At 43.8% G+C, this 23,748-nt stretch carries 18 protein-coding genes and 1 tRNA gene; 10 read left to right on the forward strand and 9 right to left on the reverse strand.

What is annotated here, in order from left to right:
* The first annotated feature begins 1 nt into the window (after position 1).
* The 7 genes from GWI56_RS19305 (at position 2) to GWI56_RS19335 (ending at position 7,386) form a co-directional block, all read left to right on the forward strand.
* Positions 2–77 (forward strand) — tRNA-Val (locus GWI56_RS19305).
* 167 nt (positions 78–244) lie between these two features.
* A complete protein-coding gene (locus tag GWI56_RS19310; RefSeq protein WP_105252063.1) occupies positions 245–475 on the forward strand; it encodes a hypothetical protein in 231 nt (76 codons plus the stop codon).
* Positions 476–943: 468 nt separating this feature from the next.
* Positions 944–1,963: a TRAP transporter substrate-binding protein gene (locus tag GWI56_RS19315; RefSeq protein ID WP_113941003.1), complete on the forward strand. Its 1,020-nt coding sequence runs from the start codon at positions 944–946 to the stop codon at positions 1,961–1,963.
* Positions 1,964–2,022: 59 nt separating this feature from the next.
* Entirely contained in the window at positions 2,023–2,679 is a 657-nt protein-coding gene (locus tag GWI56_RS19320) for a TRAP transporter small permease (RefSeq protein WP_173497702.1), read from the forward strand.
* Complete coding sequence (locus GWI56_RS19325) at positions 2,679–4,076, forward strand: TRAP transporter large permease subunit (RefSeq protein WP_028761090.1); 1,398 nt, start codon at positions 2,679–2,681, stop codon at positions 4,074–4,076. The genes GWI56_RS19320 and GWI56_RS19325 overlap by 1 nt, the downstream gene beginning before the upstream one ends.
* 129 nt (positions 4,077–4,205) lie before the next feature.
* Positions 4,206–6,002, forward strand: a complete 1,797-nt coding sequence (locus GWI56_RS19330) for an ATP-binding protein (RefSeq protein ID WP_028761091.1) — start codon at positions 4,206–4,208, stop codon at positions 6,000–6,002.
* Positions 6,003–6,006: 4 nt separating this feature from the next.
* A complete protein-coding gene (locus GWI56_RS19335; protein WP_173497699.1) occupies positions 6,007–7,386 on the forward strand; it encodes a sigma-54 dependent transcriptional regulator in 1,380 nt (459 codons plus the stop codon).
* A 16-nt stretch (positions 7,387–7,402) separates the two neighbouring features.
* On the opposite strand, the gene GWI56_RS19340 is transcribed toward GWI56_RS19335, so the two are convergent.
* Positions 7,403–8,650, reverse strand: coding sequence for an MFS transporter (locus GWI56_RS19340; RefSeq protein ID WP_198573838.1), 1,248 nt, complete (start codon positions 8,648–8,650; stop codon positions 7,403–7,405).
* Between the two features lie 162 nt (positions 8,651–8,812).
* Between GWI56_RS19340 and GWI56_RS19345 the strand changes: the two genes are divergently transcribed.
* Complete coding sequence (locus tag GWI56_RS19345; protein ID WP_028761094.1) at positions 8,813–9,694, forward strand: LysR family transcriptional regulator; 882 nt, start codon at positions 8,813–8,815, stop codon at positions 9,692–9,694.
* Between the two features lie 85 nt (positions 9,695–9,779).
* Here the strand turns inward: GWI56_RS19345 and GWI56_RS19350 are convergent, their stop codons facing one another.
* The 4 genes from GWI56_RS19350 to GWI56_RS19365 all read right to left on the reverse strand — a co-directional run bounded on the left by GWI56_RS19350 (position 9,780) and on the right by GWI56_RS19365 (position 16,862).
* On the reverse strand, positions 9,780–13,676 hold the full coding sequence (locus tag GWI56_RS19350; protein ID WP_198573813.1) for a S8 family serine peptidase: 3,897 nt from the start codon (positions 13,674–13,676) through the stop codon (positions 9,780–9,782).
* 740 nt (positions 13,677–14,416) lie between these two features.
* Complete coding sequence (locus tag GWI56_RS19355) at positions 14,417–14,818, reverse strand: YbaY family lipoprotein (RefSeq protein WP_131523152.1); 402 nt, start codon at positions 14,816–14,818, stop codon at positions 14,417–14,419.
* 1 nt (position 14,819) lies between these two features.
* Complete coding sequence (tesB, locus tag GWI56_RS19360) at positions 14,820–15,686, reverse strand: acyl-CoA thioesterase II (RefSeq protein ID WP_028761097.1); 867 nt, start codon at positions 15,684–15,686, stop codon at positions 14,820–14,822.
* Positions 15,687–15,923: 237 nt separating this feature from the next.
* Positions 15,924–16,862 carry an SDR family NAD(P)-dependent oxidoreductase gene (locus GWI56_RS19365; protein ID WP_198573814.1) on the reverse strand — a complete coding sequence of 313 codons (939 nt, stop codon included), beginning with the start codon at positions 16,860–16,862 and terminating at the stop codon, positions 15,924–15,926.
* Positions 16,863–17,204: 342 nt separating this feature from the next.
* Here GWI56_RS19365 and GWI56_RS19370 point away from each other — a divergent pair, with 342 nt between their 5' ends.
* The gene (locus GWI56_RS19370) at positions 17,205–18,080 is read left to right on the forward strand and encodes a 1,4-dihydroxy-2-naphthoate polyprenyltransferase (protein ID WP_028761099.1); all 876 of its coding nucleotides are present in this window, start codon (positions 17,205–17,207) and stop codon (positions 18,078–18,080) included.
* Between the two features lie 135 nt (positions 18,081–18,215).
* On the opposite strand, the gene GWI56_RS19375 is transcribed toward GWI56_RS19370, so the two are convergent.
* Together GWI56_RS19375 and GWI56_RS19380 are read right to left on the reverse strand one after the other, a co-directional pair.
* Positions 18,216–19,031 (reverse strand): class III extradiol ring-cleavage dioxygenase, encoded by an 816-nt coding sequence (locus tag GWI56_RS19375; protein ID WP_198573815.1) that lies wholly within the window; start codon positions 19,029–19,031, stop codon positions 18,216–18,218.
* A gap of 97 nt (positions 19,032–19,128) precedes the next feature.
* Complete coding sequence (locus tag GWI56_RS19380; RefSeq protein WP_198573816.1) at positions 19,129–19,605, reverse strand: DoxX family protein; 477 nt, start codon at positions 19,603–19,605, stop codon at positions 19,129–19,131.
* Between the two features lie 162 nt (positions 19,606–19,767).
* Here GWI56_RS19380 and GWI56_RS19385 point away from each other — a divergent pair, with 162 nt between their 5' ends.
* A complete protein-coding gene (locus tag GWI56_RS19385; RefSeq protein WP_198573817.1) occupies positions 19,768–20,667 on the forward strand; it encodes a LysR family transcriptional regulator in 900 nt (299 codons plus the stop codon).
* Positions 20,668–20,714: 47 nt separating this feature from the next.
* Here the strand turns inward: GWI56_RS19385 and GWI56_RS19390 are convergent, their stop codons facing one another.
* The gene (locus tag GWI56_RS19390) at positions 20,715–21,182 is read right to left on the reverse strand and encodes a hypothetical protein (protein WP_198573818.1); all 468 of its coding nucleotides are present in this window, start codon (positions 21,180–21,182) and stop codon (positions 20,715–20,717) included.
* A 10-nt stretch (positions 21,183–21,192) separates the two neighbouring features.
* On the reverse strand, positions 21,193–23,319 hold the full coding sequence (locus tag GWI56_RS19395; protein WP_198573819.1) for a S8 family serine peptidase: 2,127 nt from the start codon (positions 23,317–23,319) through the stop codon (positions 21,193–21,195).
* Between the last annotated feature and the right edge of the window lie 429 nt (positions 23,320–23,748).

Raw genomic sequence — 23,748 nt, forward strand, 5'->3', positions numbered from 1 at the left:
AGGTCGCTTAGCTCAGCTGGGAGAGCACCTCCCTTACAAGGAGGGGGTCACTGGTTCGAGCCCAGTAGCGACCACCATATTTCTCCCCCAATAAACTTTACCCACGTGCTCACTCAACTATGCTTGATCTCAATCAGCGAGTGATAAATTGTACTGTTCGGCATTTTATATTTCGTTAAATACTAAGCACTATCGACACTCAGCCTGATTTCATTCTGCTTTAGCATTTTTGGAGATCAACATTATGGCCAGCGTCAGTCAATCCGCTTCTCTTGCCAATATTGCCACTTATTTAAAGCATACCCACGCCTGCGATGAGCAAACGGCTCTAAAAGAAGCGCGGGAAGTCATGCATAATCTCGTCAGCATGCGCCAAAAAGGCTTTATTACCGGTTGGTACTTTGATGAACAAGGCCATTTAGCCTTGTTACCTAGCGATGCTATCCTTAAACGTATTCTTTTAGAGGATGACTAACAGTCATCAAATGAATTGTGTCTTGATTGACTACGATAGCTATCGACTTAACCTCCATAGACTTCACATCTCACCTACACTTCTTCTCCTAAAGCAGCTCACCACAATATTTATCGTTATATCGCATACTTTTACGGCTTTTTTTGATCTAAAAATAACTAAGTTTGTTTAATTTATCTGCAACGACAAGAGCCGTCAATTTGGGGCCGATCTTCACTATGGGTGGGTTTCCACCCAAACACAAAATCACTGTGAGCGAGATCTCACCCACCAAACTAAAAGTGTGACAAACATCAAATGAACTACACTTTAGTAACCAAACACTTACAGAAGCCAGTGTAAGTTGGCGTGGTATTTGCCTTTAGTAAGACAGACCTCAGGGAAATCAAGGCTGTATTCCTACTCAAACTTGGTAACAAACTAACCAAGACTGAGGACAAATCCTAACAACAGAAAAAGGAACTCAAGATGATATTGAATCAACAAACTGGATTGACCCGTCCACTCAAAACCTTAGTCAAAATGCTCGCTGTTGCCTCCGTATTTGCGACCAGTTTTAACGTATTTGCAGAACCGATTGAAATTAAGTTTTCACACGTAGTGGCAGAAAACACACCTAAAGGCCAAATGGCACTTAAATTTAAAGAACTCGTTGAACAACGTTTACCAGGTGAATACAAAGTCAGTGTATTTCCTAGCTCACAGTTATTTGGGGATAACAACGAATTAGCGGCACTGCTGTTAAACGACGTACAATTTGTCGCGCCTTCACTCTCAAAGTTTGAGCGTTACACTAAACGTCTACAAATATTCGATTTACCTTTCCTATTCAATGATATGGATGCCGTGAACCGTTTCCAACAAGGTGAAGCTGGTCAAACATTACTGAACTCCATGAGCCGTAAAGGGATTGTCGGTCTGGGTTATTTACACAATGGTATGAAACAGTTCTCATCTAACACACCACTTAAAAATCCTGCTGATGCAAAAGGCTTAAAATTCCGCGTTATGGCATCTGATGTTCTAGCAGCCCAGTTTGATGCTGTTGGTGCAATCCCTGTGAAAAAACCTTTCTCAGAAGTATTTACCCTACTTCAAACCCGCGCTATCGATGGTCAAGAAAACACTTGGTCAAATACTTATTCACAAAAGTTCTATGAAGTGCAAAGCCAAATCACTGAAAGTAATCACGGTGTTCTCGACTATATGGTCGTGACCTCTGACACTTTCTGGAAAGGTCTACCTGCTGACAAACGTAAGATCATCAAAGAAGCTTTAGACGAATCTATCGCATTAGGTAACAAGATTGCCGCTGAAAAAGACAATGAAGACAAACAGTTAATCCTTGATTCTAAACGTTCACAGTTAGTGACTCTGTCTCCTGCTGAACGTCAAAAATGGGTTGAGGTAATGAAACCTGTTTGGGCTAAGTTTGAAGATCAAATCGGTAAAGATGTGATTGATGCTGCTGTAGCTGCAAATAAATAATAATGATGATAGCCGCTTAAGCTCAACCGAGCTTAGGCGGCCATTTCAGCGAGGGGATTATGGCTGTGATATCGCGAATATTTGGTTATATTGAAGAAGGTGTGCTCAATTTATTGATCACTCTGATGACGCTGTTAGTGTTTTCAGAAGTCGTCGCTCGCTTCTTCTTCAACACGGGTTTTCTTTGGATCCAAGAACTTACATTAACCTTTTGCGGTTGGTTTGTGTTATTTGGTATGTCCTATGGGGTTAAAGTCGGTGCCCATATTGGTGTCGATGCGTTTGTTAAAAATTTAGCGCCAAAGGCTAAAAAGATAGTATCTCTTATTACCGCCTTTGTTTGTATCGTCTATTGCGGACTCTTTTTAAAAGGCAGTTGGGATTACTTAAGCCAGATGTATCAAATCGGTTTGCCTATGGAAGACATACATTTCCCACAATTTATATTAAAAAGCCTCGATCCAGATTTTGCTTGGAACACTTTAAAAATCGATATTGAAGATGGCGCAATACCGATTTGGTTATCTCAAAGTATTTTAATTATTGGCTTTTTTATGTTGACTTGGCGTTTCGTCGAACTCTTTATCGCCATTCTGCGTGACCAAGTCTCAGGCTTCCAATTTGCCGATGAAGCGAAAGAAAGTATGCATTTAATCGATGAGAGCGCTAAAAACGCTAAAGTAGATCCAGTCTCTGACCAAAAGGAGGCTAAATAATGGCTATTGCAACCCTATTTACCGCCCTATTCGTATGTATGTTTCTCGGTATGCCTATCGCTATCGCATTAGGTTTTTCCAGCATGCTGACGATTTTATTGTTCTCGAATGACTCCTTAGCTTCAGTTGCACTCAAGCTGTATGAGTCTTCATCAGAGCATTACACTTTACTCGCTATCCCCTTCTTTATTCTGTCATCCGCCTTCCTATCAACGGGTGGTGTCGCTAGACGGATTATCGATTTTGCCATGGACAGTATTGGACATGTCCGTGGTGGATTAGCAATGGCATCCGTTATGGCGTGTATGCTGTTTGCTGCGGTTTCTGGATCATCTCCTGCGACTGTTGCGGCAATTGGTTCTATCGTCATAGTCGGCATGGTAAAAGCAGGTTATCCCGAAAAATTTGCTGCAGGCGTGATCACGACCTCTGGCACTCTCGGGATTTTGATCCCACCTTCAATCGTCATGTTAGTGTATGCCGCAGCAACTGAAGTGTCGGCTGCAAAAATGTTTATGGCAGGCTTAATCCCAGGTTTAATGATGGGATTTATATTGATGATCGTCATTTATATCGTTGCCCGCTTTAAAAACTTGCCCTCACGTCCTTTTCCTGGCGTTAAACAACTGGGGATTTCAAGTGCCAAGGCAATGGGTGGATTAGCACTCATCTTTATCGTATTAGGCTCTATCTATGGTGGCGTCGCTAGCCCAACCGAAGCATCAGCTGTGGCTTGTGTCTATGCTTACCTTATTGCGGTATTTGGCTACCGTGATATCGGGCCATTAAAAGACGTGGCATGGCGTAATCAAGGTGAAAACTTAGCCAAAGCAACTGCGCGTAACTTAGGCCATATGTTCTTAGGACTGATTAAAACGCCTATCGACAAAGACATACGTCATGTTGTGCGCGATGGTGCCAAGGTCAGTATCATGCTGCTGTTTATCATAGCTAACGCTATGCTATTTGCGCATGTATTAACCACAGAACGTATCCCTCACATTATTGCTGAGTATATTGTTAGCATGGGTTTACCCGCCTGGGGATTCCTGATCATCGTTAACTTACTGTTGCTTGCTGCCGGTAACTTTATGGAGCCATCGGCGATTGTACTCATTATGGCGCCAATTCTGTTCCCTATTGCAACGCAATTAGGCATAGATCCTATCCACTTAGGTATCATAATGGTCGTGAACATGGAGATCGGTATGCTAACGCCGCCGGTGGGACTCAATCTCTTTGTCACCGCGGGGATCACGGGGCGCAGTATTGGTTGGGTGATTCAGTCGGTTCTGCCTTGGTTACTCGTGATGCTAGCCTTCTTAGCCCTGATTACTTACGTACCACAGATTTCACTCTTCTTACCTGAATGGTTGGATTCGATGCGTGGATATTAGTCTGCAATTCAAGGTTGTGAGATTACCCCTTGATTACAGATAGATTTTAAGCGAGCCTAGTCAGGCTCGCTTTGTTTTATTATGCGCAGTATCAGTTATTGATCCCGTTGCTTTATCAGGATAACCACCATGTTGCCCATGACGCCTAAGGCCAAGAAACGCCTCTTTCTGACCGTTGTGTTACTTGCAGGCCTATTTGCAACCCTCAAACTGACCTACTGGGTGCATTTGCATCAAGGTAAAATCGAGATCCAAAAGCAATCGGAGAAACAACTAAAGGAATTAGTCAGTTTTCTCGATGGTGCACTATCGCGCTACGAAAGTATTCCCCACGTGCTCTCGACTAACCCAATGCTCGCCAATGTCCTGAACGACCAGCAGAATCCTGATAAAGTCCAAGAGCTTAATTTATATCTCGAAGAAATTCAGCATGTCACCGAAGCATCCGATATCTATCTGATTGATGCCTTAGGTATCGCCATTGCCGCGAGTAACTGGCAACAAAGTTTTTCCTTTATTGGCAAGGACTACTCCTTTAGACCCTATTACACAGATGCTATCTCGGGCAATCTAGGCCGTTATTATGCAGTGGGTACCAGCTCAGATAAGCGCGGATTTTATTTCTCTTACCCTATTTATCAACAAGGTGGTAAAGGCATACTTGGGGCCATTATAGTCAAAGTTAATATTGCCGACATAGAGCAACAAAGTACCAGTATCGCGATTGCGGGTCAGTATCAGTTCCTTATCAGTGATCCTGAAGATATCGTCTTTATTTCCAGTATCGATGAATGGCGGTTAAAGTCACTAACCCCGCTTACCCAAGCCAAGCAATATGCCCTTAATGCCTCTAAACGCTATGCTGAACGTCCCATAGGAGAGTTGTTGATGAAGCCGCCCTATGAAAGTGGTAGTCAAGCTATGCTCTACCAGCTGCAAACGGGTACAGACCATGAACAATACATGGACATCCACCAATCAATGGCTAAGGCAGGCTGGCGAGTACACATCTTAGCGCCAATCAAACCTTTACTGACTTCTTTGCCCGCGCTGATGTTACTGTCAGCTAGTATTTATCTTTTGCTGGCACTCAGCATCCTATTTAACGCCGAGCGCCGTCGCAATCTACACCGAATGCAACTAGCGCAAAGCCTTTTAGAACAGCGAGTTGAAGAACGTACTCAGGACTTACAGCAGGCCAACAATCAGCTCAAAGATACTCAAGATGAGCTGATCCAAGCGGCAAAACTGACAGTAATCGGTAGTTTATCCGCCAGTATTAACCATGAACTCAATCAACCACTCGCGGCACTTCGCAGCTATGCCCAAAATACCCAAACTTTTCTCGCCCGTGATATGCAAGATAAGGCACTGGATAATATCAAGATTATTATTGAACTTACCGACAGATTAGCCGATATTGTTGGGCAATTTAAAAGCTTTACCCGCAAGAGCCAAGGCGCTGATAGCGCAACCGATATTGGCCGCTGTATCAAGCAAGCCCTGACCATAGTTCAACCTGCAATTGATAAACAGGGTGTTGAACTCGATGTGCAATTACCCAACGGCAACTATCAGGTTTGGGGCGATAAGGTTAGATTACAACAAGTGTTTGTCAATATCATGAGCAACGCCATTGTTGCTATGCAACAATCGGTTAAACGCCAATTGGTTATCCGCGTGACCAGTGAAGATAAGTTTTGCATCAGTATCCAAGATTCGGGCCCTGGTGTGCGTGAAAGCCAAATGGAGAAAATCTTCGAACCCTACTTTACCACCAACGAACGGCACGGACTGGGGCTAGGCTTATCGATTTCACAACGTATTATCGAATCCATGCAAGGCCAAATTAACGTTGCCAATGCCGAAGAGGGTGGCGCTATTTTCCAGATTATTTTACCTATTTACTTGCTCGAGGAACGTTAGTTTTATGAGTGTGCCCAATTCAATTCAAGATTATTCTGTTCTCATCATCGACGATGAGCCGCACATAGGCACAGTTCTCGTTCAACTATTTGAACTGGAGGGCATTAAGGCGCTCGCCACCACAGAACCCAAAGGTATCGCTAAGTTGCTGCATAAAGATTGGGCGGGAATGGTGATATCGGATGTCAACATGCCACAATTAGACGGCATCAGCTTAATGCAACAAATCCGTCTGCAAGATCCCGATCTCCCCGTCGTGCTACTCACTGGTTTTGGTGATATTGCAATGGCAGTCAATGCCTTAAAACAAGGCGCCTACGACTTTCTCGAAAAACCCTTTAATAACGAACATATACTCGATGTGGTTAAACGCGCCTTAGAAAAACGCAGTCTAACCTTAGAGAACCGCAAGCTTAAAAAGGATCTCGAAAGCCAAAGCGTACCGGGCCCTCGTATTTTGGGCAACAGTGTCGGCATCAACCGTATGCGCCACATCATAACCCAAGTGATAGATACGCCTGCGGATGTGTTAATTGAAGGCGAAACCGGTACAGGTAAAGAACTTGTTGCCCGCTATTTACACGACCACAGCAGCCGCAGCCAAGCCAACTTTGTCGCCATCAACTGTGGTGCAATCCCCGAAAACTTAATTGAAAGTGAACTCTTTGGCGCCGAAGCGGGGGCCTTTACTGGCGTCGATAAGATGCGCATTGGCAAATTTGAATATGCCAATGGTGGCACGTTATTTTTAGATGAAATTGAGAGTACGCCACTGTCGCTGCAAGTAAAACTGCTGCGGGTACTTGAAGACCGTAAGGTTGAACGCTTAGGGTCAAACAAAAGCATCAGCCTTGATATACGGGTAATCGCCGCCACTAAAGTAGATTTAAAGAGCCTGTGTGACACCGGGGAATTTCGCCAAGACTTGTTGTATCGCTTAAATCTGGTGACTGTGCCCATCCCTCCCCTGAGAGATCGCCGTGAAGATATTCCGTTACTCTTTTTACACTTTGCCCGCGTCGCATCGGCACGCTATCACAAAGCGCTTATCGCCTTAAATGCGGAGCAAAACGCGATACTTACTTCCCACGACTGGCCAGGCAATGTGCGTGAGTTACGTAATCTAGCCGAACGCTTTGTGCTGCTGGGCGGAGAAGCTGCCTTTGCCGGCACGTTAGGCAATACTCCAAGCCTGCACTCGAGTATGTCCCTGCTACAAAGGGTAGAGTTTTTTGAACGGGTACTGATTGAAGAAGCACTTAGCCACAACAAGGGCAGTATTAAGCAGACCATGGAGCAGCTAGAACTGCCCCGCAAAACCCTCTACGACAAAATGCGTAAATACGATTTAGACCGCAAACAGTACATTAATTCCGATGACTAAAGGACATATTTAAGCTTTAGACTAAAGCCCGTTTGACATGAGTTTGATGGTAATGCAAACGGGTGATTGCTAAGGCGATCAAAGCTAATAAGGTTAACGATCCCATCACCACACCTCGCCACTGTGCCTCATGCCAAAACATCATCAAATAAGGGCCGCCAATCGCAGCACCTAAGTAATAACAACATAAATAGAGTGACGTCGCCTTAGCTCGATCACGACTGGCCCGCATTGCAACAAAGGAATTACAGCAACTGTGGGTAAGGAAGAACCCACAGGCGGTCATTAAAAAACCTAAGCTAATGGTCAAAGTGGTATCAAACAGGGTCAGTAAACTGCCGAGCAACATCACGCACCAAGACCACTGATACAACTTATGTTGGCCAAATTTGGCGAGCCATTTCGCAGTAAAATATGACGCAATAGTGCCGCTGGAATAACACAGGAAAATCAAGGTGGCTTGGAAACGACTCCATTCATAGGGTGGAGCCATCAAATGCAGTTGAATAAAGCTAAATTGATTCACCATCATCATAAAGGTCAAGCCGCCAATCGCGTAGACCAAACGCATTTGCGCATCGGTGAGATGATGACTAAAGCCATGAAGATCTTGCGCTAAACGGGCGCGTTTTGATAAGGAAGGCGCAGTGTTACTGGGTGACATCGACTGCGCATCTGCAAGTGAAGGCAGCAAATAGTTCACTAAAGCCACCCCCGCTAACGTCACTAGAAACAGCAACCACATAGATTCTTGCCAAGATAAAAACTGCGACATTAAACCACCGAGCAGACGTCCAACAATCCCGCCAATACTGTTCGCCATAATATAAATGCCTGCGGCTTTCAGCATAGTGCTTGGTGATAATTGCTCCTTAAAGTATGCCATGGCAATCGCAGGTACGGCAGCGAGTAATGCACCTTGTAGCAATCGCACTAGCACTAACCCATTAAAATCCGGTGCCCAAATTAATAGTAAGTTAGACAATGCCAATAACCACAAGCTGACAATGATTGGAGTGTGTCGACCGATACGATCTGACAGTACCGCATACAAGAGCAATGAAAAGGCTAAGGAAAAACTGGTCACCGACAGGATCAAGGTTGCTTTAGAGCCTGAGACCGCAAAATGTTCCGCAATCAGCGGCAACATGCCTTGCATTAAATACAAGTTGATATAGACCACCACTGAAGCGACGCAGAGCGCCCACATCAATCGGGTGTCACGCTGTTTATTGTCAATCATAGTATCTAATACGGCTTGCACGGGAGCCTCGACCAAGTATCACTCATAGGATAGACAAAGATTATCACTGGGCATAACATAACAATAATAGATAATATCTATCGTAATCATTGATTTTTGTTATAGAAATAGCGCGCCAAAAGTACACATCTTGCCACTGATAAAATAGTACGAGCCCGATTAATGGATATTCGCCAACTCAAACATTTAGATGCCCTTGCCAATACCGGCAGCTTTACCGCCGCAGCCAAGAAACTGAATATGGCTCAGCCCGCGTTAAGTCAAAGTATCAAGCGCTTAGAGGTCGCACTCGGCGTCACCTTAGTCAATCGTACGAGCAACAAGAATGATAAACTGCTCACACTCACGGCCGAAGGTATAGTCCTGCATCAACACGCCACTTTGATCCTAAAACAAGTTAAGCAGGCCGAAGCGCAAATCCGCGCCATGGCCAATCTCACCTCGGGAGAGGTCCGCATTGCCGTGCCGGGCATGCTGGGTTCTTTCTATCTCCCCTCGCGCTTAATGGCTTTTCGGCATAAATACCCCGAATTGAAACTATCACTGTTTGAAGGCGGGACACGGGATGCACTGCGCATGTTGCAACAGGAAGAAGTGGATATTGCGATCATTACCGCCCAAGACCTACAGCCCGAATTTGATAGTCAGCTGTTGATCCGTGAGCAAATGGTGATCGCCATGGGTGCCGAACACCCTTTAGCGGAACATAGCGCTGTGAGTCTACATGACTTTTTCGACCATGAATTAGTGATGTTCAAGACAGGTTATTTCCACCGAGAGTGGATACTCTCTCAAGCCAAAGAATTAGGCAAAAAGCCCAATATTGCCTTCGAGACCAATTTGATTAATCTGATTAAACAGATTGTTTCCCAAGGATTTGGGATCACCAGTGTACTTGAGATGGCGATAAGCTCAAAAGATGACATTTTAGCCAAACCCTTCGATCCACCGGTATTTTTAAACCTCCATATTGCATGGAAAAAGCAGCGCCCTGTCAGCCAAGCAGACCGCGCCTTTGTCGATTTTTTAATGTCAAATCGCTAACACAAACCAGCAAATACAAAAAGGGCTGATATCAATATCAGCCCTTCTCTCTTACCATTAAACCTTCCGATTTTACTCTGAGGGTTTAGCCTTGTTTACGACGACCAAAAGCAAAAGGTAGCAACAACAAGCTTAACCAACCTAAGGCACCACCATCATCTTTCTTGGCTGGTGTTTCAGTCACAGATACAGACACAACACTTGAATCTTTATTGCCGTGGTTATCAGATACTGTCAGTTGGAATGAAACCGTCTGAGCAGAGCCACTCACGTTTGGTGCGACGAGATTAAGCTTGGCCGCATTAGCGTCAAAGTTAAAGCTGGTGCCCCCTAACTGAGTCCATTTGTAGGTCAAAGGATCATTGTTGGCATCCGACGACTTACTCGCATCGATGAACAAAGGTTTACCTTCTTGGACAGTGGCAGGAGCTTCAATCACAGCTACTGGCGCCACTTCTGGAACATCAAATTGATACTCCTGCTTCAAGATTTCAGCCGAGTCGTTATTCACTTTGTTGGTCAATGCCACTATGTTGCCTTGACTCGCCTTACGTGGCACTAAGTCAAACGTGACATCTAATGCCGCAGCAGCAGAGGCCATTTCGATAGTCCAAGTGATCTTATTGCCCACTTGCGCACCTTGATGGCTAATATTAGCCACTTCGTGACCTTCTGGTAATAACGCCTCTAGGGTGTAAACACGAGTTTCTTGCGTTTTGTTCGCTTCGATACGCGTCTTCATCACTTTAGCGGTGCCAGGTGTTAATTCACCAGAAACAGTACTGCCTAAAGGAGGTAATACGTCATCACTGACGCGCTCAAATACGACCGGAATTTCAACTGGTGCGACTTTGTCATCAGTGGTGGTCAGCGTCAGCATAGCTATGCCTGCATCTCCCACTAGCATCGCTTGTTTCCATGCTAAGTTGACATTGAAATCTTTATGATCACCCGTAAGATTTGCAGTTAAGTTATCACCCGCTTCATCGTATAAGGTTACTTGTTTCAAACTAAAGGCATCATCCGCATCGGCTGCAGATGCCTGATAGTTTTGTACAACGACAATATACTCACCCTTCACTGGGTTCTTAATAGATACACTTTCCTTTGAACCGCCAAACGCAGAAGATGCCGCGATAGAAAGCTTGCTACCGTCTTTCTTATCGAGTATCACAAACATGTCTAAGTCAGGAGAGGTTGTATTACCGATTGATGCATTGAAATATAAAGCTTTATCTTCAACATTAAAGCTAAATACTTTTACGCCATCGGCCAAATCATCAAATGCACTATCGGTATTTGAATCCTGTTTCACACTTGATTCATAAGTAGCGCTTAATTTAAGTGCAGTCACTGTCGCCGCAACACCCGGTAGATCAATCGCTTTCAAGTGCGCCAAATTACGTTCATCTGCATCACGTGAGGCTGAAACATTAACCAAAGCAGGTAAATCGCGTTTAGCTATCTTAGCTACGATCGGCATATTAGCCGTTGGGAAAGTATCGGACGTTAATACTAAGTTACCAAAGCCCCAACTTGCACCGACGTCAGTCACATCCGCAGTCACTGTAATCGTTTGGCTTTCACCTTTTTTGAGATTAAAGCTTTCTGGCGTCACAGTTAACGCGAATTTATCCGTTGTGGAAACGCCTTTTGCAGTCCAGCTACCATCAGCCGTTGCAGTGACAGTACGTGTCCAAGTACAAGTATCGATACAACGTGAATCAGCCATGCTTGGAATGTTTAGCTTACGTGGATCGCCACCTGTCGAAGGATTAGCAATCTCGTAGTTTAAGGCACTTTCATCCATCACTAAGCCCGTTTTTGCCGCTAAATCAACACGAATACGACCAGCTCCCACGTCAAACGGATCTGCAACGGTTTTACCATCGGCTTTTTTCATGGCTTGGGCTGTCGTTGCCGTCATCATTAGCGCAGAACGAATGTTGTCTGGCGTCCAATCCTTATGCAGTGATTTAAGTAACGCACCTGCCCCCGCAACGTGAGGACTCGCCATTGAAGTACCTGACATCAAAGTGAAATCGGCAGGATCTGTACCTGTTTCATCATGGCCAAACTGTTGGTCGGAATAAGCAGCGTAGATGTCACTGCCCGGTGCAGCAACATAGGGTACGAGTACATCGTTAGTCAGATTAGGTCCAATCAATGAACTGGCAGATAAAACATCCGCTTCTTTACTGGCAACTTTAGGGGTTGGAGACAGCGTGATTTCAAGAGCAGGATTTGCCGCCATAGCAGCAATCAATTCTAAGCCATCAATATCACCAATAAATACCGCTGGAATATTCAATTTATCCAGCCCCGACATAGTCAGACGCGCATTATTTTCACCATCTCTATTGAAAACAATCACACCCTTAGCGCCAGCGGCCATTGCTGCGGCCACTTTGATATCGAATGAGCAAACACCGCGTCTTAAAACGGCGATCTTGTCTTTAAAGGCATCTGCTGGGAACGGTTTACAGGCTTCAAAATTGGTCGCATCGATTGCGCCAGCATAAAGGGGAACACCTTTGAGCACTTCAGTTTGAACCGGACCAGAACCAGCAGTGTAATGATAGTTTTTACCATTAAATTCCACGGCGCGTACTATGTCACGGTTATGAGTCGAGTTAGCGACCGAAGTATACCAAGGTGCATTTTTAGGCGTAGAGTAAGGTGTTTGATTAATCGCAGGGCTCGTGCTTGTCGCGGCACGTGTGTTACCCGCAGCCACTGCAGCAAAAATCCCTGCATTACGCGCGGCTAAAAAGCCTTGTTCCGTCGCACTATTCCACGGGTTTCCACCGCCACTGATAGAAAAGTTAAGCACATCGACGCCATCTTTAATCGCATCATCTAAGGCTTTTAAAATCGGTGCGGTCGGGCAGCCAGAATAAGTGTCGCCCGCATTACCCGGATTACAAATTTGATAAGCTATGATGTTTGCATGTGGTGCAACACCTGAGATTTGTTTAAATTCAAGGCCTGTCGCAATGCCATCGCTTTCTAACTTACCTGTTTCACCTTGCACATAAGGCACATTCACTAGGATGTTACCTGCTGCGGTACTCGCAACGTGAGTACCATGCCCACCGTAATCCTCACCATTTTTAGCTGGAGGGGTGTCACCAAACACTTTTGCATCGTCGTAGTTATTTGTTATCTCAGAGTAACTGCGAACTCCAATCAACTTGTCATTACACATGCTCGCGAAATCAGTTTTACAATCACCAATATAGATGCCTTGACCTAATGGGTTTGTGTGGTCATAGCCATCTTGGCCAACATCAGCGAAAGAAGCATGATCTGAGTTAATACCTGAGTCGATAATACCGACGATCACGCCTTCCCCCATGGCTTTCGTGCCCGTCGCGCTGCCATCCCATACATTAGGAGAACCGATAAGCGCTTGACTGACGTCGGTTTCCATTTGCTCCATGCGCTCGCGCTCAACAAACGCAACCTCAGGTAACTCAGCCATTTTCTTCGCTTGAGCTTGAGTCATGCGAACCGCCATACCGTTTAACGCATACTGATATGTCGTTAATGGTTGCAGATTAGTGCCAACAGCCGCACTCGCGTTAGCTAAAAATCGGTTCTGTTTTACTTTCAAATAACTAACATAACTTTTGACTTCAGCTTTAGAAGCATCAAGTTTACCGTTCACAGCAACTTTTGAAGTACCGTTTACCTGCACTCTTTGTGAACTAGTCGCTTTCAATCCTGGAATAGTTCCTTGGTAATTAGCAACCGAACTATCGCGTAAACGAACGATATAAGTATATTCACCCTCACCTAAATCTGCTTCAGGTACAAACTTAACCTCAGCTCCGGCAGCGTTACCGCGTAATGAAGTGACTTGTAATTCACTTGGAATATCTAACTGCAAGGTTTCACCCGTAGGTGATAATACGGTTTGTGCATTTGCCGCCGACGATAACAGTGCCATAGACACTGCAAGTGCTATTTTAGTTTTCATTGTGACTTCCCTAATTCTTATAAGTTGTATGATTTATAAAACTCAGGTTTGGGTGGCATGAAAACGCTGCGACAACCAAAAACATCACCCGTAACTGACATTTTTTATGAATAACCATTCAATTTACTGTGATGATGATCACTGAGTTTTATCGCGACAATTTGTAACACGCGATGATACAAATTAAAACAGTAAATTAACAGAACGTAATTCAGTAAATGACGAACAAGCTCATACCTTGTTAAAATAAATCCATAGAACCTTTATCAGACTATTTTATGTCCCAACGATAAGTCGTAGTATAAAAATCGATAAAAACAAATAATAAACATTAAATCAAATAGTTAAACTAAACCTTTAAGTGTCAACTCAAAAATAGCCTTAGGTTAAACAGAATAAATCCCCGTAAATAAATATTCTTTTTTATAAATATCATTAGTTACAAAATAAACGCAAAAGACCCTAAATAAAACAATAAAGAATCAAAAACTAAACATTAAATTAACAAATTGTATGCATTTTGTATTTGTATAATATTTTACAAAATGATACCCCTTATAAAAATTAACTAACTTATGCATTAATATTCTTAATCCTGTATAGAGCAAATTAATACTTAATCTCACATTTACAGCATAGCAAGCGGATTATTGACCACAAAAAAGCCCTTTCAATATAGAATTGAAAGGGCTAAATCTTCATCAATATAAAAACAATATTATTGCAGTTATGGCCAGTGGTTAATTCGCCATAACCGCTTTCATTAACACTTCTGTCGTGAACTTATCATTATTGATAACTGGGAACCTGTCATAGGTTTGGAAAATCACTTGGTCTTGAAACTTGATCATCGCCACCACCCCATATTGGATACTTTTATCGATCGATTTAGCGGGCAGTGTAAATTTAAATGGCACAGGTGCTCTGGCGATATTGAAGGTTTTTTGTGCGACGATGACGCCTGGAGTATTCAAATCAATAATGGCAATAATGATTTGGCAGCCTTGAGGTAATGGGATCTTCTCTAGATAGCCAGCTGCGCCATTGATGATAATCGGTTGTTCAGGTGTTACAGTCACGCAGCCATTGAGCAAGACAGCCATGAGAGAGAACAATATAAACGATTTTATTTTCAGATACATACTAACGTCCTTTTACCATGCGTATCAGGCCTTCTTGGGTAGAAGAAGCCACTAACTCGCCTTGTTGATTGAAAAACTGCCCTCTGACGTAACCTCTGCCACCGCTAGCATTAGGGCTATCGATACTGTAAAGCAACCACTCCCCCATATTAATCGGGCGGTGGAACCACATCGCATGGTCGATCGTCGCCATTCGTACCCCTGGACTTAAGAAGGATACACCGTGGGGCTGAGCTGCCGTGACTAAAAAGTTAAAGTCTGAGGCATAGGCGAGTAAATATTCATGGATATGGGCATCATTTGGCATAGGACCATTAGCCCTCATCCAAACATAACGGTACGGCTCGGTTTCTTTAGGCGCAAAAGGGTGCAGTGGATTGACCAATCGCATCTCAATTGGCGCATCGGCCATAAACTTTTCAAGTATGCTCGGCGGTACTTTATCCCGCATCGTCAGCGCCAATTCCTGCTGATTCAACAAACCTTCAGGTCCGGGCACTTGCGGCATAGCGGCTTGATGACTAAAGCCTTCCTCAGGTTCTTGGAAAGAGCAGGTCATATGAAAAATAGGGCGACCTTTTTGAATTGCACTAACCCGACGAGCGCTAAAACTACCGCCATCACGCATATTTTCCACTTCATAAACAATCGGCAACTTCTCGTCACCTGCACGTAAAAAGTAAGAATGTAATGAATGGATCTTACGCTCAGCAGCTACAGTCTGTTTTGCGGCGCTCAGTGCTTGGCCCATCACTTGACCACCAAACACATGCCCAAAACCCAGATCTTGGCTTTGACCACGAAAGAGGCCAATTTCAATTTGCTCAAGGGAAAGTAATGATAAAAGATCGTCTAATACCTGACTCATGGGATCCTACTGCGTAATTAGCAATTAATCTTAAAGGGTAACTCAGTTAGCCTTAAGCTGACCAGTCTTCTATCGATTATTCACAATCAAATCATCACTCCAACGGTGAGGAATTAAACGAGGCACGCTGGATTATCTATGTTATTTATTGTGGTTAGCATTTACGGCTTTATTGAGCCACTTACTGGATTTAAATCGCTATAGATGCAGGCTTAGTTCAAATACAAGCATGATGAATCAATCGATTTTAATGTGATGTTCTAGCGCACTTAACTTAGACCAAGACAAAACCTTATCCTCTCCACAGGAGTGCAAAGTCACGGGGAAGGATTGGTGTAACTGTGGCCACTGCTGCGCGAGGTTATCTGGCGTAAAAAGACCTTCATTAAAATACATAGGCTGAAACTCGACAAACATGCCATGGCTAACACTGCCCGCTCCGGCGAGTAGATGTTGACCATTTGGCGCCTGTTCACTCACCAAGAAAGCCGTAGTCGCCGTTAATGATTCAAAGGAAAATAGCGGCTGAATCGTACTCGCTAAATGTTTGGCCGTCATCGCGGTTACGGCCTGAGGGCATAAACTATTGACTCGAATATTATGAATTTCACCTTCTAATGATAAGCTATTCACCATGCCAACCAGCGCCATCTTGCTCGCACTAAAACCAACTTGATGCAAGTCACCGAACAAGGCCGAGGCTCCCGTTGTCATCATTATCCGGCCAAAATGCTGTTGTTGCATATAAGGCCAAACAGCTTGAGTGAGATAAAAGCTGCCATTGAGATCGACATCCAATTGCCGTTGCCACTGCTCAAGTTTAATGTGCTCAAAAGGACAAGCACCATAAACGCCCGCGTTATTAATCAAGATATCAATGCGATGCCAGCGTAGGATCACCTCTTCAATCATGCTATTCACTTCATTTCGCTGACTCACATCAAGCACAAAATAAATGCAATCTCCACCGAGTTTAATAATGCTGCAATAGGTCTGCATTAATTCTAAGTTAGCTTGGCTCGTCTGAGCGCCGTCGGTGGAAATTGACTCATAAGACGATAACGGCTGGTCGACGAGTATCACTTTTGCCCCCCGTTCAGCCAACATGATGGCATACGCTCGACCTAACCCAGCCGCAGCCCCAGTGACTAATGCCACCTTATTGTCAAAACGCATCCAAATATGTCCTTATCGGCATTGTTGTAGCGGCAAAAAATAACGAGCATAGGGTAACAACCGCCTATGCTATCTACTAAATAGAGTATTTAGCGTTACGCCTATGTCATGGACAGCACAAAGCCTCCATTAACATTAACTATGGAAACACAGACTTTTTTGATTTTCTTTGAACTTAACGACAAATCTCATCCTGCATCAGTGAACATATGTGCGCCAATTCAAACTCTGTTAAATGCGTTTATTAGATAGTGCTCACTTTCGTGTTAAATCTTGTTATGCTATGCGCTAATTGAGCCCTTGCTCGGTACCATTCCCATTTACCAATAATGACTGGACGCCATGAATCCTTGGATTTTAGCAATAAGACCCCGTACGCTACCCGCGGCCATAGGTCCCCTACTGATAGGCAACATTCTCGCCCTGCATCTTGAGAGTTACAGCTGGTTAATCGCTGCCACTTCAATGTTGTGTGCTGTCTTATTACAAATCGCCGTCAACCTCGCTAACGACTATTTTGATTTTAAAAACGGCATAGATACAGACGAGCGCTTAGGGCCCGTTCGCGTGACTCAAAGTGGTTTAATTTCACCAACAAGCGTTCGCAATGCCATGATATTTTGTCTCTTAATGGCGCTTGCCGTGGGATCATATCTGATTTGGCACGGAGGCTGGCCCATCGCCATTCTCGCCGCAGCCGCTATTTTAGGTGCTCTTGGCTACAGTGGTGGCCCCTATCCCCTCGCCTCCCATGGGCTCGGTGAAGTAGCAGCATTTGTCTTTTTTGGCTTAGTTGCAGTGGTGGGCAGTTATTATCTGCAGGCGGGCGATACGACTATTAATGCTTGGTTATTAGGTTGTGCGATTGGCTTATTTAACGCTGCGATTATGTTGGTGAATAACACTCGCGACATCCGTACCGACACCCAAGCGGGCAAGCATACTCTAGCGGTACGTATTGGCGAAGCTCAGGCAAAAGTGCTTTATCAAGCCTTAATCTATTTGCCCTTTGGCTTAGTCATCGCTGGCTTTTTATTCGGTATTTTACCCGGTTTACCAGTACTACTTGCGGGATTATCTCTGCTTATTGCCCGCAAACTCAGTAGCGATTTTTATGCCGTTTCTGGTGAAGCCTTAAATCCGTTACTCGGCCGCACAGCTAAGTTAACCATGATTTTCAGTACCTTGTTTAGCGTGGGTTTAGTGTTTACCGCATGAGGGTAAAATCATTAAGCTAGGACAAGCGATCCTGAATAAAAAAGGTTCATATCTTCGATAGATACGAACCTTTTTTATTGGACGCTGCACGACTTCAATTTGGCTTATTATCGACGAGGGCAATCCTCCCCCCATTTATTGCCAGATATAACCAGAGATCAGCGTGTTTAACAAAATACCATTAAAGTTGCGTTTGGCATGGGATGAACCATTATGGCCTGCACCAAAACACACGTGTAGCGGTAATAAATGCTCTTCCCGCGGATGACTAAAACGCGCTTCAGGGGCTGATTGCCAATGAGTTAACGCTGTTTTTACCTCGGCAGAACTAACACTTGCCGTTAAAGTTTGCGTCAACCAATAATCAAATTCTGCACTGCGGCTTTGCACTGTGAGATCGCTTGAGAAAAATGCCCGCATATTGTGAAACGACATGCCAGACCCCACGATCAACACCCCTTGGTCCCGCAGCGGCGCTAAAGCCTCCCCAATCGCTATATGGGTTTTAGGATCGAGGCTGTGGACTAACGACATCTGCACCACGGGAATATTCGCCTCAGGATACATCAACTTAAGTGGTACAAAAGTACCGTGATCAAATGCGCGTTCGCTATCTAAGCGGGCTGTGATGCCCTTATCCGCTAGCATATTCGTAATCTGTGCGGCTAATTCTGGCTCACCGGGTGCAGGATATGTCAGCTGATAAGCCTCAGGTGGAAATCCATAGTAATCATACAAAATACTTGGCTTTGGGCTACTCGACAAAGTCACCACAGATTCTTCCCAATGGGCAGTGATCAACACAATCGCCTTCGGAGCTGGTATTGGCACTGTTACTGAAGTTAAAAATGCACGCAATTTCCTATGATTAACATCATTGAGCAAAGGCATTGGGCCACCACCGTGGGGCACAAATAGCACAGGCATACGACTCGCGTTAACTTGCATCATAATCCTCTCGTGTTGATTAACTTATATCTGTACTACTGGCTTTAAACTCAGTATTTCTCACTTAACTCACTGTTCTACATAACACTTCAATGCACGCTTAAAAAGCGGAACGACTCTGCACCAACTGCCGCTGAAATCGCACTAAACGCTCAACAATTTCATCCAGTTTAATAACCAGAAAAAGTCCAGCCGATAAACTCAATGCAGGCAGTGCATTAATCGGCGCTTCATAGTTAAAGTGGAAATAAATCGCCCCCATCATAATCGCCAGCAAACCGCTCGCCGATAACACTCGGTAGTCACGTAGGCACAATCCAAGGGCGCCAATCACTTCCATCAAACCAATAAAATAGCCAAATCCGGTGGGAAGATTCATTAATGTGAACGGAACATGGAACATAGACATGCCAAATAACTTGGCAAATCCCGAGATGAAAAACACTATGCTCATCGCCAATGTGACGGTTGCAGCGGCGCGATTGAGTGTATTGGCACAAAGGAATAACTTCTGTGTATCAACCTCTAAGCCATTGATACTTGAACCCTTGGTATCACATAAGTTTGAAAATCGCATCGCACACACCCCATTAAACGTGATATTGCCGTCAGTCTTGGGTATAAATTCGCAGACGACGAGTGAGAATGGAATCGATTATGAGCCGATAAAAGATAAATAAATATGGAATAAAATCTAATATCTCATAAACTAATAATTTATAACTTGCGAGCAATCCTTGTGACCTTAGACCAACTGCTGATGTTTAAAACCGTAGCTGAGGCGGGCTCACTCAAAGCTGCCAGTGACAAGTTACATAAAACCCAACCCGCCATTAGCCAAAGTATCAAACAGTTAGAATCCCAACTCGATCTTATCCTGTTTAATCGCGAAGGTTATCGACTCGCCATCACTGAGCAAGGTCGAAAACTGCTGCAACATACCCTGCGGGTACTGAATGAAGCGCAAGAAATGAAGCAAGTAGCGAAGCATTTAGCCAAAGGTAACGAAGCAAGCATCACCTTAGCTTTTGAAGCCTCCTTTAATCTCGCTCGAATTTTGCCGATTTTAGAGCTGACTCAAAATGAGTTTCCCTATACCCAAATTATTCTCAAACAAGAGTTTTTAACTGGTGCGCTCGAAGCGCTGAATCAAGATAAAGCCGAAATCATCATCTCCGCAGGCGGAATAGAACCCATACGTTCGAGCCATTTAGAATTAGCCTATTTATTTTCCGGTAGCCTTCTCGATGTTGCCGCGCCGCGCATGCTTGAGCGTCATCCGACACTGACCTACGCACGAGAGCTCGTTAATGAATACCAAATCGTGATCCAAGATACGGGCTCAGGCACTGCGAATATTGAGTTTGGGGTACAGGCGGGGCAACGACGTTGGTATGTTAATGATTTTTATACCAAGAAAATGCTTATTCAAAGTGGTATGGGCTGGGGCAAGCTGCCGCACTATATGATTGAAGATTCACTCAAACAAGGCGCATTGATTGCACTGGATCTGCGTGAAAGGCAAAACAACATTCAACTCGATTACTATGTGATGCGAAAACCCCACTCACCTTTAGGCCCCGTCGCCCAAGCACTCTGGCAAAAGCTGATCGCCTTTGCTGCTGATGAACTTGCATAATTAAAAAGTAAAAAGGGCCAACAGGCCCTTTAAATCAAACAAAAAAACTACTGTATTTCTTGTTTGGCAATGGCACGATCTAACTTAGCTCGTTCAACTTCGGGTGACGCCTTAATCGCGTTCACTAAGCTGATGAGATCTGTGCCTTCTTCAGCGGCTAACAAGAATAAATTACTCTTGTTCTGCCAATCCACTTTCAGGCCATGAGCTTTTGCAAAATCCGCAGCAGAAACACCAGGTTTGAGCTTAACAACTAATTTTCCTGTCATTTCTGCAAATGGCTTACCAGACTGAGTCACCACTTTTTGCCCTTTCGTCAACTGTTTTGCTTCTTTCACCACGCCAGCGTCAGTTTTGACAAAATATTGGCTGTCTAAGTTCAAGAATTGCGCTCGGCTCATAGTAACCTCTTTTACTTCTTCCTGAGGTTTATCCAAATCGATTTTGTCATGTGCCATAGCTTGTGCAGATAACATAAGAGCAACTGCAACTAATGATAGATTCAATGCTTTCATTTAATACTCCTTAAGATGCAGACTTGGCAGCGTGGCCATGGAAACGAATTGACCAACCTTTCAATTTACCATCAGCTTCGTTAGCAATAGAAATAGGAGTACGGCCTTTATCAAATTGAATAAACGAGTAGTCCCCGCTATTTACATCGATAAGCTTGATGGTCCATTCACCCTTTGATGATTCACCATAGAAAGCATTAGACAGCATAGGCGTCGCATCGAAACCTGTTACTAAATCTTCTGGGTTGGTTTTATCCATGACACCTTGATATACCAAACCATTATAAGGCGTCATTAACACACTTTTAGTTCCTGCTGGAGATATTAGCTCAACAGCCAGATCCGGTAGGCGTAAGTGATCTGCCGTTAACTCGATTTGTACAGCTTCAATCACTAAATCATCCGCCACCACTTGAGTATCACTGACACCATTGACGTCCGCATCAGGAATCGTTTTTGCCAATTCTTGACTTGCTTGCCATTCAGTTACCACGTATTCACCTAAATCCTCAGCATAGGATTTAGCCAGTTTTACCGCTTCGCTGACGTTAACACGGCCAAAACCATAAAAATTATGGAATGAATAACCCGCAGCATTTTGTTGCCATCCCGGAATAGCAGCATATTCTGGAGCACCTTCACCCTGACCAATAGTAACGGTTTTAGCCGCAATATCAGCTTTCACTTTGGTTGAAGTTTTGGCTAGAACATGACGTATATCGCGCCAAGTCAAATCTGGATTTGCACTCATGATCACAGCGACTGCACCTGAAGTATTTGGTGCCGCGGATGAGGTACCGTTCATCGTTGAAGTGTAATCACAATTTGAGTTTAAAGGATGTAACCCACCGTGGAACGGCGTGCTTGGACGATCTTCTGCAATCGCTGAACCACTCTTACACCCCATAAAATCCGTTGTTACAATCGCAGGATCATCACCCCCATCTTCACCACCGGGGGCTGTTACAAAAATATTCGAGCCCACAGATGAATAGCTAGAGAGTTCACCATTAGCATTAATCGCGCTAACGACTAAGTTATAAATGTTAGCATTGTCAGAGGACATGTTGGAATTATGGAAAGGTAAACCATGGTTAGCGGGATTTTCCGCCGTTGCCGTGAAGTAATCTCCCGGTATCCAAAAAGTATTCCAACGGTAGTATTTATAACCATTACCTGCCGATTTAACGAAGATACTGCCTTTACCATCGAAGCTTTGAGTTGCAATATCTTGATAAACTTCGGTTTCATCTTCATTAAATTTATCGGGAAATGGCACACTGTAACCATAGCTTTGGTTAAAGACACGCGCACTGTCGCTGTAGGCACTAGCACCATGTGATTTTGTAAAGCTTTCAAATGTTTGAACATTTTTAACTTTGCCTGTTGGGTCAGAATCTAAGAAGTTGAAACCAATCAATTTTGCCTTAGGCGCCACACCGCGACCACCGATACCATTCCAACCTTCGGCTGCAATAATCCCACCTACTGCAGTACCATGAGCAGCATCAGCAGAACCGGAGAAAGGTGTAGGGTCAACAGTACCAGTAATTAAATTGTATGAGCCACCATTCACACTGTTGTTCATCAGATCTGGATGAGCAATTTCTAAGCCGCTATCCACCACTGCGACGATCACGCCTTGTCCCATAAATTGGTCTGAAATAGCACCACTCACATTCATATCTTCACCAGCGACACCACGGTTTAGCGCAAAAGCATTCTGTCCTGTATTTTTTAAATGCCACTGGTAAGCATATAAGGGATCGCCATTTCTGATATGGATCGTTAAGCTGGCCTCTGCTTGATACTGACCGTCAGATACTTTAAATCTGACAACTTCAGTACCTTCACTCGCATCGGAAGAATAAGTGAATTCACCAGTATTCTTATTAACTAGAGTAAAAGTACCTAGTTTTAAATCAGTAGGATCAACTAAAGAGTAAGTCAAACCACCTTCGACATCTGTCGCATCTAATTTGCCGGTGAATAATAGAGACTGCGACACATCAATGGTCATATCGACAGTTGTTGGTGCTGTGTTGACCTTAGCAACTGGCTCAGGAGCCTTTTTGTCACTTCCACAACCTGCCAATAAGGCGGCCGTGATGCTTAATGCAACAATGGACATACGCATGGATAGACATTCCTTCTTGTCATTACATTTTATTATTTAATATTGGATAACTAGGATTTATTCGTTATTTATCCGCATTAAATACTGTTATTTTAATTATTATTGAACACCAAAAACCAACATTAGCATTTAATGGTGATACATCTTTTAACATATGAATAATGAGAATGAAAACGACAATAAACAGAACGGCAGATTGAATATATATCTCCTAGCTATAAACCCAATAAAAATAGACATACTAAATTTAGTTTAACCTTTAAATCACAAGAAAATTAACCAATAAAATCATTAGACTAAATGTAATTTCAAGGAGTTATAATTAATAATACATCTGTTTGATTATATTTTAAAATTTAAAATATATTGTTACACTTTCATAAAAAATAAACATAACAACATGACATACCAATTTAACCTCAAACAAAT

Source organism: Shewanella sp. DW31 (assembly GCF_015767295.1).
GTDB classification, from domain to species: Bacteria; Pseudomonadota; Gammaproteobacteria; order Enterobacterales; family Shewanellaceae; genus Shewanella; species Shewanella oncorhynchi.

Excerpts from the sequence above, each read along its gene's own strand:
- GWI56_RS19310 (WP_105252063.1), top strand. The coding sequence starts at position 245 with ATGGCCAGCGTCAGTCAATCCGCTTCTCTTGCCAATATTGCCACTTAT.
- GWI56_RS19315 (WP_113941003.1), top strand. The coding sequence starts at position 944 with ATGATATTGAATCAACAAACTGGATTGACCCGTCCACTCAAAACCTTA.
- GWI56_RS19320 (WP_173497702.1), top strand. The coding sequence starts at position 2,023 with ATGGCTGTGATATCGCGAATATTTGGTTATATTGAAGAAGGTGTGCTC.
- GWI56_RS19325 (WP_028761090.1), top strand. The coding sequence starts at position 2,679 with ATGGCTATTGCAACCCTATTTACCGCCCTATTCGTATGTATGTTTCTC.
- GWI56_RS19330 (WP_028761091.1), top strand. The coding sequence starts at position 4,206 with ATGTTGCCCATGACGCCTAAGGCCAAGAAACGCCTCTTTCTGACCGTT.
- GWI56_RS19335 (WP_173497699.1), top strand. The coding sequence starts at position 6,007 with ATGAGTGTGCCCAATTCAATTCAAGATTATTCTGTTCTCATCATCGAC.
- GWI56_RS19345 (WP_028761094.1), top strand. The coding sequence starts at position 8,813 with ATGGATATTCGCCAACTCAAACATTTAGATGCCCTTGCCAATACCGGC.
- GWI56_RS19350 (WP_198573813.1), bottom strand. The coding sequence starts at position 13,676 with ATGAAAACTAAAATAGCACTTGCAGTGTCTATGGCACTGTTATCGTCG.
- GWI56_RS19355 (WP_131523152.1), bottom strand. The coding sequence starts at position 14,818 with ATGTATCTGAAAATAAAATCGTTTATATTGTTCTCTCTCATGGCTGTC.
- tesB (WP_028761097.1), bottom strand. The coding sequence starts at position 15,686 with ATGAGTCAGGTATTAGACGATCTTTTATCATTACTTTCCCTTGAGCAA.
- GWI56_RS19365 (WP_198573814.1), bottom strand. The coding sequence starts at position 16,862 with ATGCGTTTTGACAATAAGGTGGCATTAGTCACTGGGGCTGCGGCTGGG.
- GWI56_RS19370 (WP_028761099.1), top strand. The coding sequence starts at position 17,205 with ATGAATCCTTGGATTTTAGCAATAAGACCCCGTACGCTACCCGCGGCC.
- GWI56_RS19375 (WP_198573815.1), bottom strand. The coding sequence starts at position 19,031 with ATGATGCAAGTTAACGCGAGTCGTATGCCTGTGCTATTTGTGCCCCAC.
- GWI56_RS19380 (WP_198573816.1), bottom strand. The coding sequence starts at position 19,605 with ATGCGATTTTCAAACTTATGTGATACCAAGGGTTCAAGTATCAATGGC.
- GWI56_RS19390 (WP_198573818.1), bottom strand. The coding sequence starts at position 21,182 with ATGAAAGCATTGAATCTATCATTAGTTGCAGTTGCTCTTATGTTATCT.
- GWI56_RS19395 (WP_198573819.1), bottom strand. The coding sequence starts at position 23,319 with ATGCGTATGTCCATTGTTGCATTAAGCATCACGGCCGCCTTATTGGCA.